Consider the following 15,046-nt stretch of genomic DNA (forward strand, 5'->3'; position numbering starts at 1 on the left):
GGACAACCTCGTGCAGGCCGTCCTGACCGACCAGAACGCCGACATCGACGCGCTGCTCACGCAGGTCGACGTCGACGCGCAGGCCCTGCTCGACCAGTAACGGACGAGGGGGTGGCGCGGGGGGGCCCCCCCCCCCCCCCCGCCCCGCGCCCCCCCCCCCCCGCCCCCCGCCCGGCGCCGCCCGCGGGCCGGGCGGCCGCGGCGAGGCGCGTCGACGTGAAGATCTCGCGCTGCGGATGCCCCGGCAGGTCGAGCAGCGCGACGCTCGGCGCCTCGCCGGCCCACACGAGGTCGGGCAGCAGCCCCACGGCGTTGCCCGTGCGGATGAGCCGGATGTGCGCCATCAGGTCGGCCGACTCGAAGCGCACGTCGGGTTCGAACCCGGCCTCGCGGCAGAGCTGCTCGGCCCAGTCGCGCGAGGCGGTGCCCCTGGGCTCGAGCACCCAGGGCATGCCCGTGGCCGCGGCGAGCATGGCGCCCGGGTCGTGGTCGCCCCTCGGCATCAGGCGCGTCGGGTGCGGCGGCAGCGCGAGCCGGATGCCGTCGGCGGCGAGGCTCACGCGGTCGAGGTCCTCGCGGTGGGCGCGCGTGTGGCCGGGGTACTGCTCGGCGATCACGAGGTCGAAGTCGCGGGCGGCGACCTCGAAGAGCCCGGCGTCGGGCTCGCGCTCGGTGACCTCGACGCGCAGGCTCGGGTGCTCCGAGCGCAGCAGGGTGAGCGCCTGCGGCACCATGGCGTGCGCCGCCGACTGGAACACGGCGATGCGCACCGTGCCGCCGACGTCGGTGAGCGACCGCGCGACATCCGCCTCGGCCTCCTCGAGCCGGTCGAGCACCGCGCGTGCGTGGCCCACGAGCAGCTCGGCCTGTGCCGTGAGCTGCACCCGGCGGCCGACCTGCACGAGCAGCGGTACGCCGGCCTCCCGCTCGAGCAGGCTGAGCTGCTGCGACACCGATGACGGGCTGTACGAGAGCGCCTCGGCGACCGCCGAGAGGGTGCCGCGCTGGCTCAGCTCGACGAGCAGCCGCAGGCGTCGCACGTCGAGCATCTTCCGGCCTCCGACATCCATCGATCATTCGGTTCTGATGAACAGTATCCATCGGATTCATTCGCTTTACCGAACGGATGCCGCGGCGCACACTTAACCCGACAGGCGCCGCCAACCCCGGGCGCTCGAAGCAAAGGACACTACCCTCGTGACCATGTCGGACCACGCCACGCTCGCCACCCAGAGCACCGAGCGCGTTACAGCCCTGGTGCGCCGTTGGCTCGCCGAAAGCGCCGAGCACCCTGCCGAAGTCTCCGCCGAGCGTCTCGCCGGCGTGCTGAAGGACCCGAACGGGCTCGCCTTCACCGTCGGCTTCGTCGACGGCGTCATGCGCCCCGAGGACCTCGGCGTCGCCGGTCGCAACCTCGCACAGGTCGCGAAGCTGACGCCGAAGTTCCTGCCCTGGTACCTTCGCGCCGCGATCCGCCTCGGCGGCGTGGTCGCGCCCGTGCTGCCGTGGATCGTCGTGCCCATCGCGCGCCGGGTGCTGCGCGCCATGGTCGGACACCTCGTGCTCGACGCGACCCCCGCGAAGCTCGGCCCGGCCATCGCGCACCTGCGCGAGTCGGGCAACCGCCTGAACCTCAACCTGCTCGGCGAGGCCGTGCTCGGCGAAGACGAGGCCGACCGCCGCCTCAAGGGCACGACCGAGTTCCTCGCGCGCGACGACGTCGACTACGTGTCGATCAAGGTCTCGAGCGTCGTCAGCCAGCTCTCGATGTGGTCGTTCGACGAGGCCGTCGCGAAGGTCGTCGCGAAGCTCACGCCGCTCTACGAGCTCGCCGCGAAGAACGAGGCCCGCGGCAAGGCCAAGTTCATCAACCTCGACATGGAGGAGTACCGCGACCTCGACCTGACGATCGCGGTCTTCACGACGCTGCTCGACCAGCCGCAGCTGAAGCAGCTCGAGGCCGGCATCGTGCTGCAGACCTACCTGCCCGACGCGCTCGGCGCCATGCAGCAGCTGAACGAGTGGGCCACGCGTCGCCGCGCCGACGGCGGAGCGCCCGTCAAGGTGCGCGTCGTCAAGGGCGCCAACCTCGCGATGGAGCACGTCGACGCCGCGGTGCACGGCTGGCCGGTCGCGACCTACGGCACCAAGCAGGACTCCGACACCAACTACAAGCGGGTGCTGCGCTGGTCGATGACCCCCGAGCGAACGGATGCCGTGAAGCTCGGCATCGCCGGCCACAACCTGTTCGACGTGGCCGACGCCTGGATCACGGCCGTCGACCGCGGTGTCACGGCCCGGGTCGAGTTCGAGATGCTCCTCGGCATGGCCACCGGACAGGCCGAGGCCGTTCGCGGCGACGTCGGCAACCTGCTCCTCTACACGCCCGTCGTGAACCCGAGCGAGTTCGACGTGGCGATCGCCTACCTGGTGCGCCGCCTCGAAGAGAACGCGAGCCAGGAGAACTTCATGTCGGCCGTGTTCGACCTCGCGTCGAGCGCCCGCCTGTTCGCCCGCGAGGAGAGCCGCTACCTCGCCTCGCTCGCCGCCCTCGAGGCCGACAGCACTGTTGCCGCACCGGCTCCGAACCGCGTGCAGAACCGTCGCACCGAGTGGACCGAGGAGTCCTTCGCCGCGGCCATGGCTCCGAAGGACGCCGCCGCGCCCGGCACCGGGCACGAGGGCGACGAGTCGCTCACGAGCGTGGTGCTCGGCATCCGCCGCGGCAGCCTCGGCGACGCGCTCGACCTCGACGCGTTCGACGGCTCGACCGCGCTCGACGGCGCCCCGGCGCCGCATGGCTCCGGCGTGACGCCCGGCTTCGCGAACGAGCCCGACACCGACCCCGCGCTCGCCGCGAACCGCGACTGGGGCCGCCGTATCCTGGCGCGCGTGCCCGAGTCCCGCCTGGGCGTCGACACGGTCGCCGCCGCGCGCATCGACGACGCCGCGACCCTCGACCACGTCATCTCGGTGGCCGCCGAGCGCGGCCGCGCGTGGGGTCAGCTCTCGGGCGACGAGCGCGCCGCCGTGCTGCACCGCGCGGGCCTCTCGCTCGCCGCGAACCGCGACCGCCTCATCGAGGTCATGGCCGCCGAGACCGGCAAGACCATCGCCGAGGCCGACCCCGAGATCAGCGAGGCCATCGACTTCGCGCACTACTACGCCGAGCGCGCCCGCGAGCTCGACCACGTGCAGGGCGCCGAGTTCGTGCCGTCGAAGGTCACGGTCGTGACTCCGCCGTGGAACTTCCCGGTCGCGATCCCCGCCGGCGGCGTGCTGGCCGCGCTCGCGGCGGGTTCAGCGGTGGTCATCAAGCCCGCGAAGCTCGCGCAGCGCTCGGGCGCCGTCATGGTCGAGGCGCTGTGGGAGGCGGGCATCCCGCGCGACCTGCTCGTGCTCGTCGACCTCGCCCAGCGCGACCTCGGCAGCCGCCTCGTCAGCCACCGGTCCGTCGACCGCGTGATCCTCACGGGTGCGTACGAGACCGCGAAGCTGTTCCGCTCGTTCCGCCCCGACCTGCCGCTGCTGGCCGAGACGAGCGGCAAGAACGCCATCATCGTGACGCCGTCGGCAGACCTCGACCTCGCGGCATCCGACGTCGTGAAGAGCGCGTTCGGCCACGCGGGCCAGAAGTGCTCGGCCGCGTCGCTCGTCATCCTCGTCGGCTCGGTCGCGAAGTCGGAGCGCTTCCTGCGCCAGCTCGTCGACGCCACGATGTCGCTCAAGGTCGGCTGGCCCGAGCACGCGACCAGCCAGATGGGCCCGCTCGTCGAGCCCGCGAACGGCAAGCTCGAGCACGCACTGACCCAGCTCGGCATCGGCGAGGAGTGGCTCGTCGAGCCCAAGCGCCTCGACGACACCGGACGCCTCTGGTCGCCCGGCGTGCGCACGGGCGTCGCCGCGGGCTCGTACTTCCACCTCACCGAGTTCTTCGGCCCCGTGCTCGGCGTGATGCACGCGAAGAACCTCGACGAGGCGATCCGCATGCAGAACGCGGTCGACTACGGCCTGACGGCCGGCCTGCACTCGCTCGACTCCGACGAGATCGCGACGTGGCTCGACCGCGTCGAGGCCGGCAACCTCTACGTCAACCGCGGCATCACGGGCGCGATCGTGCAGCGTCAGCCGTTCGGCGGCTGGAAGCGCTCGGCCGTCGGCGCGGGCTCGAAGGCCGGCGGACCGAACTACCTGTTCGGTCTCGGCGAGTGGGTTCCGCAGCACGACATCACGTCGGGCTCGCTGCACCTGCGCGGCCTCGAGAAGCGCGTGTCCGAGATCATCGAGGCGTCGCAGTCCTCGCTCGACTTCGAGTCGTTCGAGGTGCTCCGCCGCTCGGCGCTGTCCGACCAGATCGCCTGGACCGAGGAGTACGCGACCGTCAAGGACGTCTCGGGCGTCGGCGTCGAGCGCAACCTGTTCCGCTACCGCCCGCTGCCCGTCGCGGTCCGCATCGGCGAGGCGGCGACGCTCGGCGAGGGCCTGCGCGCGATCGCGGCCGGCGTGCTCGCCAAGTCGGCGCTGCGCGTCTCGACCGCCCACGACCTGCCGAAGGGCGTCGCCCAGCTGCTCGCAGCGAAGGGCGTCGACATCGTCCGCGAGGGCGACGCCGCCTGGCTCGCCCGCGTCGCGAAGAAGGGCGTCGGCGCCTCGCGCGTGCGCCTGGTCGGTGGCAACCCGGTGGCGCTCGCGCTCGCGCTCGACGGCACTCCGGATGTCGCGGTGTGGGCGCACCCGGCCACGCCGTCGGGTCGTGTCGAGCTGCTGCCGTTCCTGCACGAGCAGGCGATCTCGATCACGAACCACCGCTTCGGCAACCCGACGACGATCACCGACGGCGTGATCTGACGGTCGCCGTTCGCGGCCGCCGGTCGCCGGTCGCCGGTCGAGTAGGCGCGCCGGCGCCGTATCGAGGCCCAGCAGGTCTCGATACGCGCTCCGCGCCACTCGACCGGCCGGACGGGCGCGCTACGCGGTGGGCGGGAGCGGGTCGCGCCCACGGTTCTGGCGACGCACGCCGCGAGGCGCTCGCCCGCCGAGGAACGACTCGCCCGACGCGACGAGGAACCCGTTGCGCAGCGCCTCGCGCCCGATGAGCATGCGGAAACCCATCTCGTCGCGGTTGCTGAGCGTGACCTCGGCCTGCATGTCCTGGCCGAGCAGCACGATGTCGAGCAGCACGACGATGCGCTCCTCGGAGTGCCCCGACGAGCTGCGGATGCTGCGCCGGTCGTGCACGTGCGACTCGACGACGACGGCGTCGTCATCGGAGTTCTGCCAGGGTCGAACGCCGTAGCGGACCCAGGGTTCGCCGTCGCGCTCGAACTCCTCGACGTCGAACGCGTGCAGCGACGACGAGCGTGCTCCGGTGTCGAGCTTGACCTTGATCCACTCGACGCCGATCACGGGTAAGCTCGCCCACTCGCGCCATCCGGCGATGGTGCTTGAATGGTCTGGCTCTCTCATCTCGATCCATCATGTCAGGGACTCACTTTGAAACTCGCGATTCTCTCGCGCGCCCCGCAGGCGTACTCGACCCAGCGACTCCGAGCTGCGGCGCTGCAGCGCGGTCATCAGGTCAAGGTGCTGAACACCCTGCGCTTCGCGATCGACCTCGCCGGCCTCGAACCCGACCTGCAGTACCGCGGTCGTCCGCTGAGCGACTACGACGCGATCCTGCCCCGCATCGGCAACTCGATCACCTACTTCGGCACGGCCGTGGTGCGCCAGTTCGAGCAGATGGACGTCTACACGCCCAACACCGCGAACGGAATCTCGAACGCGCGCGACAAGCTCCGCGCGAACCAGATCCTGTCGCGCCACAACATCGCGCTGCCGCCCACGTCGTTCGTGCGCAACCGCGCCGACGTGCGCCAGGCGATCGAGCTCGTCGGCGGTGCGCCGGTCGTCATCAAGCTGCTCGAGGGCACGCAGGGCATCGGCGTGATCCTGGCTCCCCAGGTCAAGGTCGCCGAGGCGATCATCGAGACGCTGCACTCGACGAAGCAGAACGTGCTGATCCAGAAGTTCATCGCCGAGAGCCGCGGCCGCGACATCCGTGCGCTCGTCGTCGGCGACCGCGTGGTCGCGGCCATGCGACGGGTCGCGAACGGCGACGAGTTCCGCTCGAACGTGCACCGCGGCGGCAGCGTCGAGCCGGTCGAGCTGACCCCCGAGTACGAGCTCGCGGCCGTGCGGTCGGCGCAGATCATGGGCCTCAAGGTCGCGGGCGTCGACATGCTCGAGGGCAACGACGGCCCGCTCGTCATGGAGGTCAACTCCTCGCCCGGCCTGCAGGGCATCGAGACGGCGACGAACCTCGACGTCGCGGGCGCGATCATCGACTACATGGCCAACCAGGTCGCGTTCCCCGAGATCGACGTGCGCCAACGGCTCACGGTCTCGACGGGCTACGGCGTGGCCGAGCTGCTCGTGCACGGCAACGCCGACCTCGTCGGCAAGACGCTCGGCGAATCGGGCCTGTGGGAGCGCGACATCACGGTGCTCACGCTGCACCGCGGCACGAACGTCATCCCGAACCCGCGCAAGGGCGTGCTCCTCGAGTCGGGCGACCGCCTGCTCTGCTTCGGCCGCCTCGAAGAGATGCGCTCGATGATCCCCGAGCGCCGCAAGCGCCGCGCCAAGGTGCGCCGCCTGCCCAAGGAGCCCATCCCCGAGAGCTGAGCGGGCGGATGCCGCGGGCCGGCGCCGAGCGTTCTGCGGGCCTATCGGGCAGGCAGGCGGGCGATCCACTTGCGGCGGACCTCGTCGAGACCGACTCGACCTCGTGCTGCAGCGTTCCGACATCCATCGCGGAAGCCTCGCAGCACCGACCGACAATCGCTTCGAGTCAGCGGTCGTCACGGGAGGCGCAGATCTCGGACTCGGTGCCGGTCGGTACTCCGGTACTCCGGTATCGCCGCGATTCGGCCTGAAGCAAGGGTGGTCCGCCCCGGCGGCTGACGGGGTAACGTCGTCCGGTGCGCATCGCGATCGTCGGCGGAGTGCTGCTGCTCGTCGGAGCCGCGGCCGTGGTGTTCGGCGTGCTCCCACCCGAGGCGGTGGCCGAGCTCGCCGGGCGCGTGGTGCCGATCCTCGTGTTCGTGGTGGCGGTCACGGTCGTGGCCGAGCTCGCCGACGAGGCGGGGCTGTTCCGGGTCATCGCCGAGCGCCTGGCCGGGGTGGCCCGCGGGCAGGCGATCCTGCTCTGGCTGCTCGTGCTGGTGCTCGCGACGGCGTCGACCGTGTTCCTCTCGCTCGACACGACGGCGGTGCTGCTGACCCCCGTGGTGGTCGCGCTCGCCGCGCACGCGCGCATCTCGCCGATCCCGTTCGCGCTCACGACGGTGTGGATCGCGAACACCGGATCGCTGTTGCTGCCCGTGTCGAACCTCACGAACCTGCTCGCGGCCGAGCACCTCGGACTGCACCCGCTGCAGTTCGCGGCGATCACGGCCGTGCCGGCGCTCGTCGCGGTGCTGGTGACCGCGGCGGTGCTCTTCGCGACGCGTCCCCGGCAGCTGCTCGCGCGGTTCGAGCCCGAGGCGGCGACCCCGCCCGACGACCGGGTGCTCTTCCGCGTGGCGGCGATCACGCTCGCGGTGCTCGTGCCGCTGCTCGTGTCGGGTCTCGAGGTGTGGATCCCGGCGACGGCCGCCGCAGCCGTGCTCGTCGTGGCCTTCGCGGTTCGCCGCCCGAGCGCCCTGCGCGGCTCGCTCGTGCCGTGGCAGCTCGTGGTGTTCGCGTCCGGGCTGTTCCTCGCCGTCGAGGCGCTGCACGCCGCACGTGCGACCGACGTGCTCGCCCTGATCGCGGGCACGGGCGACGGCCCGCTCGAGCTGCTGCGTCTCGCGGGCGTCGGCGCGACATCCGCCAACCTCGTGAACAACCTGCCCGCCTACCTCGCGCTCGAGCCGTTCGCCGACGACCCCGTGCGGCTCGTGGCCCTGCTCATCGGCGTCAACGCCGGTGCGATCATCACGCCGTGGGGGTCGCTCGCGACCCTGCTCTGGCATCAGCGCCTCGTGGCGATGGACGTCGAGATCTCGTGGCCGCGGTTCATGCTGCTCGGACTGCTCGCCGCGCCGCTCGTGGTGGTGTCGGCGACGCTCGCGCTCGCCTACACCGCCTGACCGGTCGCCGGTCGAGTAGGGAGCGCAGCAGTCCGCCGGTCGAGGAGCGAAGCGTCTCGAGACCAAGGTCTGCGCCAGGTGGGTCTCGAGACGGCGCTGGCGCGCCTCCTCGACCGGCGGGTCGGTGGGCGCTGGTCTCGATACGCGTTTCGCGCTACCCGACCGGCGGTCGGGCGCGCAGGGCGGACTCGACGAGGGCGAGCGCCGCGGCGTCGTCGAGGCCGAGGTGGTGCACGCGGTCGGCGTAGGCGATGGCGGCGAGCTGCGCCTGCTGCGACGCCGGGTCGCCCGTGGCCGAGACGAAGGTGCCCGCACGCCCGCGGCCCTCGAGCACGCCGTCGGCCTCGAGCGACTTGTAGGCCTTCGCGACCGTGTTCACGGCGAGGTCGAGGTCGGTGGCGAGGGCGCGCACGGTCGGCATCCGGGTTCCGGGTGCGAGCGTCCCGTCGGTCACGGCCTCGGCGACCTGCCGTCGCAGCTGCTCGTACGGCGGTGCGGATGCCGCGGGGTCGATGCTGAGCGCGAGCGGGCCGCCTGCGGCATCCGTCATCTCAGTCCCTGCTGCGGTTGACCAGGCGCGAGAGCACGATCGCACTGCGCGTGTGGTCGACGTTGGGGGCGATGCGCACGCGTTCGAGGGCGTCTTCGAGCGAGGCGATGTCGCGTGCGCGCATGTGCACGATCGCGTCGGCGCTGCCCGTGACGGTGCCCGCGTAGACGACCTCGGGCACCTGCTGCAGGATGCGCTGCAGCTCGTCGGGCGCGACCGTGCCCCGGCAGAACAGCTCGACGTAGGCCTCGGTCGACATGCCGTCGACGGCGGGGTCGACCTGGATCGTGAACGAGCGGATGACGCCGTCGGCGACGAGGCGATCGACGCGCCGCTTCACGGCCGAAGCCGAGAGCCCGACCGACGAGCCGATGTCGCCGTACCCCGCTCGCGCATTCTGGCGGAGCAGGTCGAGGATCGAGCGATCGAGGTTGTCCATCCTCGGAGTGTACGACGATCGGTTGCGCCTCGACAGGCCTCCGCGCGCGAATCGTGCGCGCGACGCGCTTCGTCACACGGGCGCGCGGATGTCTCCGGGCCGGCGATCGCTCCTCGAAACCGATTTAGGCTCGAAGCATGAGCCTCTCTTCGCCCGTGCGCCTCGGCATCCAGGTGCAGCCCCAGCACGCCGACTACACCGCGATCCGTGACACGGTGCTGCGGCTCGAGGAGCTCGGCGCCGACATCGTCTTCAACTGGGACCACTTCTTCCCGCTCTACGGCGACCGCGACGGACTGCACTTCGAGGCGTGGACCATGCTCGGCGCCTGGGCCGAGCAGACCGAGCGCCTCGAGTTCGGCACGCTCGTGAACTGCAACTCGTACCGCAACGCCGACCTGCAGGCCGACATGGCCCGCACGCTCGACCACATCAGCGCGAAGGGCGGCGAGGGCCGCTTCATCTTCGGCACCGGTTCGGGCTGGTTCGAGCGCGACTACGACGAGTACGGCTACGAGTTCGGCACGGTGGGCGGGCGTCTGAATGCCCTCGCCGACGCGCTGCCCCGCATCGAGGCCCGCTGGGCGAAGCTCAACCCGGCGCCGACCCGGAAGATCCCCGTGATGATCGGCGGCAAGGGCGAGCAGAAGACGCTGAAGATCGTCGCGAAGCACGCCGACATCTGGCACTCGTTCGTCGCGCCCGACGAGATCGGACACAAGCTCGACGTGCTGAAGCAGTGGGGCGACGAGGTCGGGCGCGACGTCTCCGAGATCACCGTGTCGAACGAACTCGGCCGCGGCGTCGCCAACCTCGAGCACGCCGACGCGCTCTACGACGCGGGTGTGCGCCTCTTCACGCTCGGCATCACCGGTCCCGACTACGACCTCACCGCCGTGCGCGCGTACCTGGCCTGGCGCGACGCCAAGAACGCGCGCGCCGCGGCCTGAGATCGCCCTGCGTCACCAGGTGATCGGGAACGAGAGGGTCCCGTCAGGGCTGAGCGTCCCGGCCGCGGAGGTGATGCCGCCCACTGGGAACCGGCCGTCCGTCGTGCAGGCCATCTCGCTCGTCGACACCGTGCCCACCGTCGTCACGAACAGGCAGAGGTCGACCTCGTCGCGGGCCGCGTAATAGCGGCGTTCGACGCTGCCGGCATCGGCGGGGCCGCCCGGCCAGGTGAGCAGGTATCGGAGCTCGAGCGGGCCGTGACCCAGGTCGAAGTCGACCGGGAGTGGAGGCACGTCGGCCTCGGTCGCCGGTCGGAGGAACACATCGGCGGCCGGCAGGTCGAACGCGAGCGGCTGCGCCGCGAGGTAGTCCGCCATGGTGCGCGGGCCCTCGAAGGTTGGCGTCGGCGTCGCGGCTGGAGGCTCAGCGGTCGCGAGTGCGGTCGTGCCGAGCTGCCATCCGGCGAGGAGTCCCACGAGCAGCGCGGCGACGCCCACCCCGATCGCACGGGGGAGCCAGGCGCGGCGGGTCGTCTCGGCATCCGGTTCGGTCGCGGCGCCGGCGCCGGTGCCGCCGCCGCCGTCCGTGGTCGCATCGACGGGCTCGGAGGCGCCGGGCGCGCTGGTCGAGGTCGCGGCGGCGAGGGCGGCCGCCTCGGCCTCGCGCTCGGCGAGGGCCGCTGCCGAGCGCGCCTCGAAGAGCGCATCGAGTTCGCGCGCGGCATCCGCCCGCTCGGATTCCGAGGCCCCCGAGCCGAACGCCAGTCGCTGCAGGCGGGCGAGGTCGTCGTCGGATTCGGGCACGGCATCCTCCATCGGGCGGCGCGGTTCGGGCACGCCGTGATCTGGTTCAGGATGTCGCATCGGCCGTACCGGGGCAACCGAGCGGGCGCTCCCGCAACGCGTTGCGACCGGCGGCGAGTCGTGTCCCAACCCGGTTCACGCCGACGAAACACGCTGCTCGCCGACGCCGAAACACCGACTCCCTAGGTTCGCCTCACTCGCATTCCGCGAGTCCCCGTGTCCAGGAGGTTCGATGCAATCACCACCGCGCAAGACCAGAACGAGACGACTGCCGTACGCGATCCTCGGCGGTGGCGTCGTCGCCGCTGCCGCGATCGTCGGCGGATTCTTGGCCATTCCGGCCGTCAGCGGCGCGAGCGGCGCCGAGAGCTCGGCCACCGAGGAACTCGACGAGGTCACCTCCAAGCCCGATCTCGGTGCGCCGCGCGACCCGCTGAGTCCTGACGAGTTGAGCTACGCCATCCACCTCGCGAGCACCGACGAGAGCGTGCCCGACGATGTCACCTCCGTCGATGGATCCGATGCCCCACAGGTGCTCTCGGTCGACATCGCGAACGGCGACGTCGACGCGACCGGCCGCCTCGTGGACGTGTTCCTCTTCGACTACACGTCGAACCAGACGTTCCTGCAGCGCGTCGACCTCGCCGGCGGCAGTGTCGAGAGCACGGCGAAGGCCGGCGTCCAGCCGCCGCCCACGCCCGACGAGGTCGACTACGCGTTCAGCCTCTTCCTCGACGACGCCGTGGCCAGCGCCGCGGTGCGTGCCGAGTACGCGGCGGTCACCGGCGACGAGCTCGAGTCGATCGACCAGCTCGCGGTCACCGGTGGCGCGTTCGTTCCGGATGCCGGCACCCTCGGCGCCGACGCCTGCGGACTCGACCGCTGTGTGGAGATGCAGTTCCGCGTCTCCGGCGGCGGCTACCTCGACACCACCGGGTTCGTCGTCGACCTGTCCGCAAAGTCCGTGATCGGCATCAAGTGAGAGGCGCGACCATGAAGAGGATCTCCCGCGCAATCGCGGTCGTCGCGACGGCCGTCGCGGTCACCGCAGGCCTCGCCGTCATCCCGGTGACCTCGGCGTCGGCGGCCGCCCCCGCCGTCAACTGCTCGGGCGATGCACGCATCGAGAAGTCGTTCGACAACGGCACCGACTGGCAGATGTGCTGGCGCGTCGACAGCAAGCACGGTCTCGTGCTCGAGCAGGTGGCGGTCAAGGCGCCGGGCGAGGACTCGTTCCGTCGCGTGCTCGACTCCGTCAGCCTCGGTCAGCTCAACGTGCCCTACGACACCGGCAAGAACGTCTGGAACGACATCACGTCGTACGGCTTCGGCAACCAGTACCTGCAGAAGCTCAGCGCGGCCGAGTGCAGCACCGGCACCCTGCGCGACTACGGACAGGCGTGGAGCGTGACCCGCCGCGGCGTGACGACGAACTACCTGCGCACCATCCCGTCGCTCTGCATCACGGACACCACGCGCGATCTCTCGTACCGCTCTCACGAGCAGACTTGGGGCTCCATCGAGGACAAGCCGCTGTTCACCGCGACCGGGCAGGCGTTCAACCTGACCATCGTCTCGAAGGTCGACTGGTACGAGTACGCGACCAAGGTCGAGTTCACCGACGAGGGCGCGATCTCGTTCAACCTGGGTGCGACCGGCGACATCTCGTACGAGGACTTCGATGCCGATGCCACCACGGGCTGGCCCGTCGGAACGGATGCCGCGAACTACGCGGCCTCGCACTGGCACAACGCCTTCTGGCGCCTCGACTTCGGTCTCGACGGCCAGAGCGTGCAGCAGGTCGAGCAGTACGACTCCACGCTCGGCGAGCAGGGCGAGATGGCCCCGCTGATGCACACGACCGGAGCCACGATCGCGCACCCGGCGAACCTCGTGCCGGCCGCAGACACGACCTGGTGGCGGGTCGTGGCCCCCGAGAGCCGCAACGCCGACAACCACGCCCGCTCGTACGAGTTCGTGTTCCCCGGTTCGCAGCTCTACCAGGGCAACCCGATCACCCAGCCGCTCATCAGCGTCACGAACTACGCCGATTGCGAGCAGTTCGCGAGCAACAACCTCAACCCCGCGTGCCCCAACCTGAGCGTGCTCGACTACGTCGCGAACAGCGCGGACACCTCGCTGACCGACCCCGTCGCCTGGGTCAACAGCGGGTTCCACCACGTCGTGCGCGACGAGGACCAGAGCCCGATGCAGACGCACTGGCAGTCGTTCTCGATCATGCCGCGCGACTGGACGGCGCAGTCGATGAGCACGCCCGACGCGAGGACGTGCATCAACGGCGACACCGGCGGCGAGATCCACAGCGACGAGACGCCCTGCGAGGCGGTCGTGCCGACCGACCCCGAGCCGACCGATCCGCCCGCGACGACGGAACCGCCCGCGCCCACCGATCCGGCGGACCCCGGCACCGAGGAACCGGTCGACGGCGGTGCAGATGCACCGACCCTGAAGCTCTCGACCACAGAGCTCGCCCCGGGCGAGAGCTTCGGGCTCGAGGGCGCCGGGTTCGCCGAGCACGAGTCGGTCGAGATCGTGCTGCACTCGGACCCGATCACCGTCGGGGAGCTCACCGCCGATGGATCCGGCGCGATCTCCGGAACCCTGAAGGTGCCTGCCGCGGCTCCCGAGGGATCGCACACGGTCGTCGTGACCGGTGCCCAGTCCGGCCTGACCGCGAAGGTGGCCGTCACGGTCGCCCCGGCTGCGGGACCGGCGGGAACGGGCGCGGGACTCCTCGCATCGACAGGCACGGCCCTGCCGATCGCGGCGGCGACGGTCGCGCTCCTGCTCCTCGCAGTCGGCGGGCTGCTCATGGTCCGCCGTCGTCGACGGTCGGCGATCTCGCCGATCTGACCAAGGGCGGCGGTTCGGCGCGAGCCGAGCCGCCGCCGAGGTACTCCCACGGAAGGAGCAGCGATGCGACGTCCCATCGCGACGACCGTCGCCCTCGCGGTCGTCCTCGTGGCCGGTGCGGCCATGATCGGGCCGAGGCTCGCGGCAGCCGATGCCGCACGGGCGGCCGAGCGGATCGACGGCGCACCGGGCAGCTCCGTCATCGCGGCATCCGGCCGCGCCGGGGCATCCGACGAACTCGCGTCGACGAAGGCGGGTGACGACCCGACGCCTGTGGTCGATGACCTGCCGAACGACGCGGACCTGATGTTCGCGATGATGATGATCCCGCACCACGAGCAGGCCGTCGAACTCTCGCAGCTGCTCGCCGCGACGCCCGACGTCGACGAGTTCTCGATCTCGCTCGCGGCCTTCATCGAAGTCGACCAGACCAAGGAGATCGCGGCGATGCACGCGTGGCTCGACGCCTGGCATGGCGTCGGCGTCATGAACCACGCCGGCGGCGGAACGATGGCGGGCATGGCGACACCCGAACAGATCGCCGAGTTCGACGCGCTGTCGGGTTCCGCGGCAGAGGCGCGCTTCCTCGACCTCATGATCGCGCACCATCGGGGTGCGCTGGCCATGGCCGACGACGCGATCGCCGATGGACGGAACAGCTACATCCGTTCGCTCGCAAAGCACATCGCCGCGGAACAGGAACGCGAGATCGCGGCCATGCTTCTCAGGCGGGACGAGATGTGAACGGTCGCCGGATCGTGGTCGCGCTCGCCGGTATGGCGATCGTGCTCGGACTCGTCGCGGTCGCTGCCGCGGCACTCGGCGAGACGGTGTACCGGGCGGATTCCCCTTCGATGCGGCCGGCGATCGAGGTGGGCGACGTGGTGGTCGCGGCGAGGCTCTCGGAAGAGCCCCGGCGGGGCGACATGGTGGTCTTCTCCGATCCCGGCGACTGGGGACCGCGCGTGGCCCGGCTGCTCGGCCAGGACCGCGTCGCCGACACGTTCGTGAAACGCGTGGTCGGGCTCCCGGGGGAGCGGATCGCGTGCTGCACCGCGGCCGGCGAGCTCACGGTCGACGGGGTGCCGCTGGTCGAGGCCTACCGCGTGCCGGCCGAGGGCCTCGCGAGCGTGCTCGCCTTCGACGAGGTCGTTCCCGACGACGCGGTGTTCGTGCTCGGCGACGCGCGCTCGGCGTCGATCGACTCCCGCTATCTCGGAAGCGTGCCGATGGACGCGGTGACCGGAGTCGTGCAGCTCGTGGTTCCGCTCGGCGGTTGAGCCGCATTCCGGTGCTC

At 71.2% G+C, this 15,046-nt stretch carries 13 protein-coding genes; 8 read left to right on the forward strand and 5 right to left on the reverse strand.

Going from position 1 to position 15,046, the window contains the following annotated elements:
- Nucleotides 1-56: 56 nt before the first annotated feature.
- On the reverse strand, nt 57-1,049 hold the full coding sequence (locus tag GQR16_RS15020) for a LysR family transcriptional regulator (protein ID WP_157415983.1): 993 nt from the start codon (nt 1,047-1,049) through the stop codon (nt 57-59).
- 154 nt (nt 1,050-1,203) lie between these two features.
- Here GQR16_RS15020 and GQR16_RS15025 point away from each other — a divergent pair, with 154 nt between their 5' ends.
- Nucleotides 1,204-4,848 (forward strand): proline dehydrogenase family protein, encoded by a 3,645-nt coding sequence (locus GQR16_RS15025; protein WP_157415984.1) that lies wholly within the window; start codon nt 1,204-1,206, stop codon nt 4,846-4,848.
- Nucleotides 4,849-4,968: 120 nt separating this feature from the next.
- Here GQR16_RS15025 and GQR16_RS15030 read toward each other — a convergent pair whose 3' ends face one another.
- The gene (locus GQR16_RS15030) at nt 4,969-5,466 is read right to left on the reverse strand and encodes an ATP-dependent zinc protease family protein (protein WP_157415985.1); all 498 of its coding nucleotides are present in this window, start codon (nt 5,464-5,466) and stop codon (nt 4,969-4,971) included.
- A 27-nt stretch (nt 5,467-5,493) separates the two neighbouring features.
- On the opposite strand from GQR16_RS15030, the gene GQR16_RS15035 reads away from it, so the two are divergent.
- Together GQR16_RS15035 and GQR16_RS15040 are read left to right on the forward strand one after the other, a co-directional pair.
- Nucleotides 5,494-6,684, forward strand: a complete 1,191-nt coding sequence (locus GQR16_RS15035) for a RimK family alpha-L-glutamate ligase (RefSeq protein ID WP_157415986.1) — start codon at nt 5,494-5,496, stop codon at nt 6,682-6,684.
- A 296-nt stretch (nt 6,685-6,980) separates the two neighbouring features.
- A complete protein-coding gene (locus tag GQR16_RS15040) occupies nt 6,981-8,132 on the forward strand; it encodes an SLC13 family permease (RefSeq protein WP_157415987.1) in 1,152 nt (383 codons plus the stop codon).
- Between the two features lie 154 nt (nt 8,133-8,286).
- Here GQR16_RS15040 and GQR16_RS15045 read toward each other — a convergent pair whose 3' ends face one another.
- Nucleotides 8,287-8,682, reverse strand: a complete 396-nt coding sequence (locus GQR16_RS15045) for a GntR family transcriptional regulator (RefSeq protein WP_157415988.1) — start codon at nt 8,680-8,682, stop codon at nt 8,287-8,289.
- 1 nt (nt 8,683) lies between these two features.
- Entirely contained in the window at nt 8,684-9,121 is a 438-nt protein-coding gene (locus tag GQR16_RS15050) for an Lrp/AsnC family transcriptional regulator (protein ID WP_067872012.1), read from the reverse strand.
- Between the two features lie 137 nt (nt 9,122-9,258).
- Here GQR16_RS15050 and GQR16_RS15055 point away from each other — a divergent pair, with 137 nt between their 5' ends.
- Nucleotides 9,259-10,071, forward strand: coding sequence for an LLM class F420-dependent oxidoreductase (locus GQR16_RS15055; protein ID WP_157415989.1), 813 nt, complete (start codon nt 9,259-9,261; stop codon nt 10,069-10,071).
- Between the two features lie 12 nt (nt 10,072-10,083).
- On the opposite strand, the gene GQR16_RS15060 is transcribed toward GQR16_RS15055, so the two are convergent.
- The gene (locus GQR16_RS15060) at nt 10,084-10,875 is read right to left on the reverse strand and encodes a hypothetical protein (RefSeq protein ID WP_157415990.1); all 792 of its coding nucleotides are present in this window, start codon (nt 10,873-10,875) and stop codon (nt 10,084-10,086) included.
- Nucleotides 10,876-11,107: 232 nt separating this feature from the next.
- Between GQR16_RS15060 and GQR16_RS15065 the strand changes: the two genes are divergently transcribed.
- From GQR16_RS15065 to lepB, 4 genes are all read left to right on the forward strand, one after another.
- On the forward strand, nt 11,108-11,857 hold the full coding sequence (locus GQR16_RS15065; RefSeq protein WP_157415991.1) for a hypothetical protein: 750 nt from the start codon (nt 11,108-11,110) through the stop codon (nt 11,855-11,857).
- An 11-nt stretch (nt 11,858-11,868) separates the two neighbouring features.
- Entirely contained in the window at nt 11,869-13,749 is a 1,881-nt protein-coding gene (locus GQR16_RS15070) for a copper amine oxidase (RefSeq protein WP_157415992.1), read from the forward strand.
- Between the two features lie 63 nt (nt 13,750-13,812).
- On the forward strand, nt 13,813-14,493 hold the full coding sequence (locus GQR16_RS15075) for a DUF305 domain-containing protein (RefSeq protein WP_157415993.1): 681 nt from the start codon (nt 13,813-13,815) through the stop codon (nt 14,491-14,493).
- Nucleotides 14,490-15,029: a signal peptidase I gene (gene lepB, locus GQR16_RS15080; protein ID WP_157415994.1), complete on the forward strand. Its 540-nt coding sequence runs from the start codon at nt 14,490-14,492 to the stop codon at nt 15,027-15,029. Before GQR16_RS15075 ends, lepB begins: the two co-directional genes overlap by 4 nt.
- Nucleotides 15,030-15,046: the final 17 nt, after the last annotated feature.

Source organism: Agromyces allii (assembly GCF_009749385.1).
Lineage (GTDB): Bacteria > Actinomycetota > Actinomycetes > Actinomycetales > Microbacteriaceae > Agromyces > Agromyces allii.

Bases quoted from the DNA above. Each gene is read 5' to 3' on its own strand.
- GQR16_RS15075 (WP_157415993.1), top strand. From the start codon at position 13,813: ATGCGACGTCCCATCGCGACGACCGTCGCCCTCGCGGTCGTCCTCGTG.
- GQR16_RS15070 (WP_157415992.1), top strand. From the start codon at position 11,869: ATGAAGAGGATCTCCCGCGCAATCGCGGTCGTCGCGACGGCCGTCGCG.
- GQR16_RS15025 (WP_157415984.1), top strand. From the start codon at position 1,204: ATGTCGGACCACGCCACGCTCGCCACCCAGAGCACCGAGCGCGTTACA.
- GQR16_RS15055 (WP_157415989.1), top strand. From the start codon at position 9,259: ATGAGCCTCTCTTCGCCCGTGCGCCTCGGCATCCAGGTGCAGCCCCAG.
- GQR16_RS15030 (WP_157415985.1), bottom strand. From the start codon at position 5,466: ATGAGAGAGCCAGACCATTCAAGCACCATCGCCGGATGGCGCGAGTGG.
- GQR16_RS15065 (WP_157415991.1), top strand. From the start codon at position 11,108: ATGCAATCACCACCGCGCAAGACCAGAACGAGACGACTGCCGTACGCG.
- GQR16_RS15045 (WP_157415988.1), bottom strand. From the start codon at position 8,682: ATGACGGATGCCGCAGGCGGCCCGCTCGCGCTCAGCATCGACCCCGCG.
- GQR16_RS15020 (WP_157415983.1), bottom strand. From the start codon at position 1,049: ATGCTCGACGTGCGACGCCTGCGGCTGCTCGTCGAGCTGAGCCAGCGC.
- GQR16_RS15050 (WP_067872012.1), bottom strand. From the start codon at position 9,121: ATGGACAACCTCGATCGCTCGATCCTCGACCTGCTCCGCCAGAATGCG.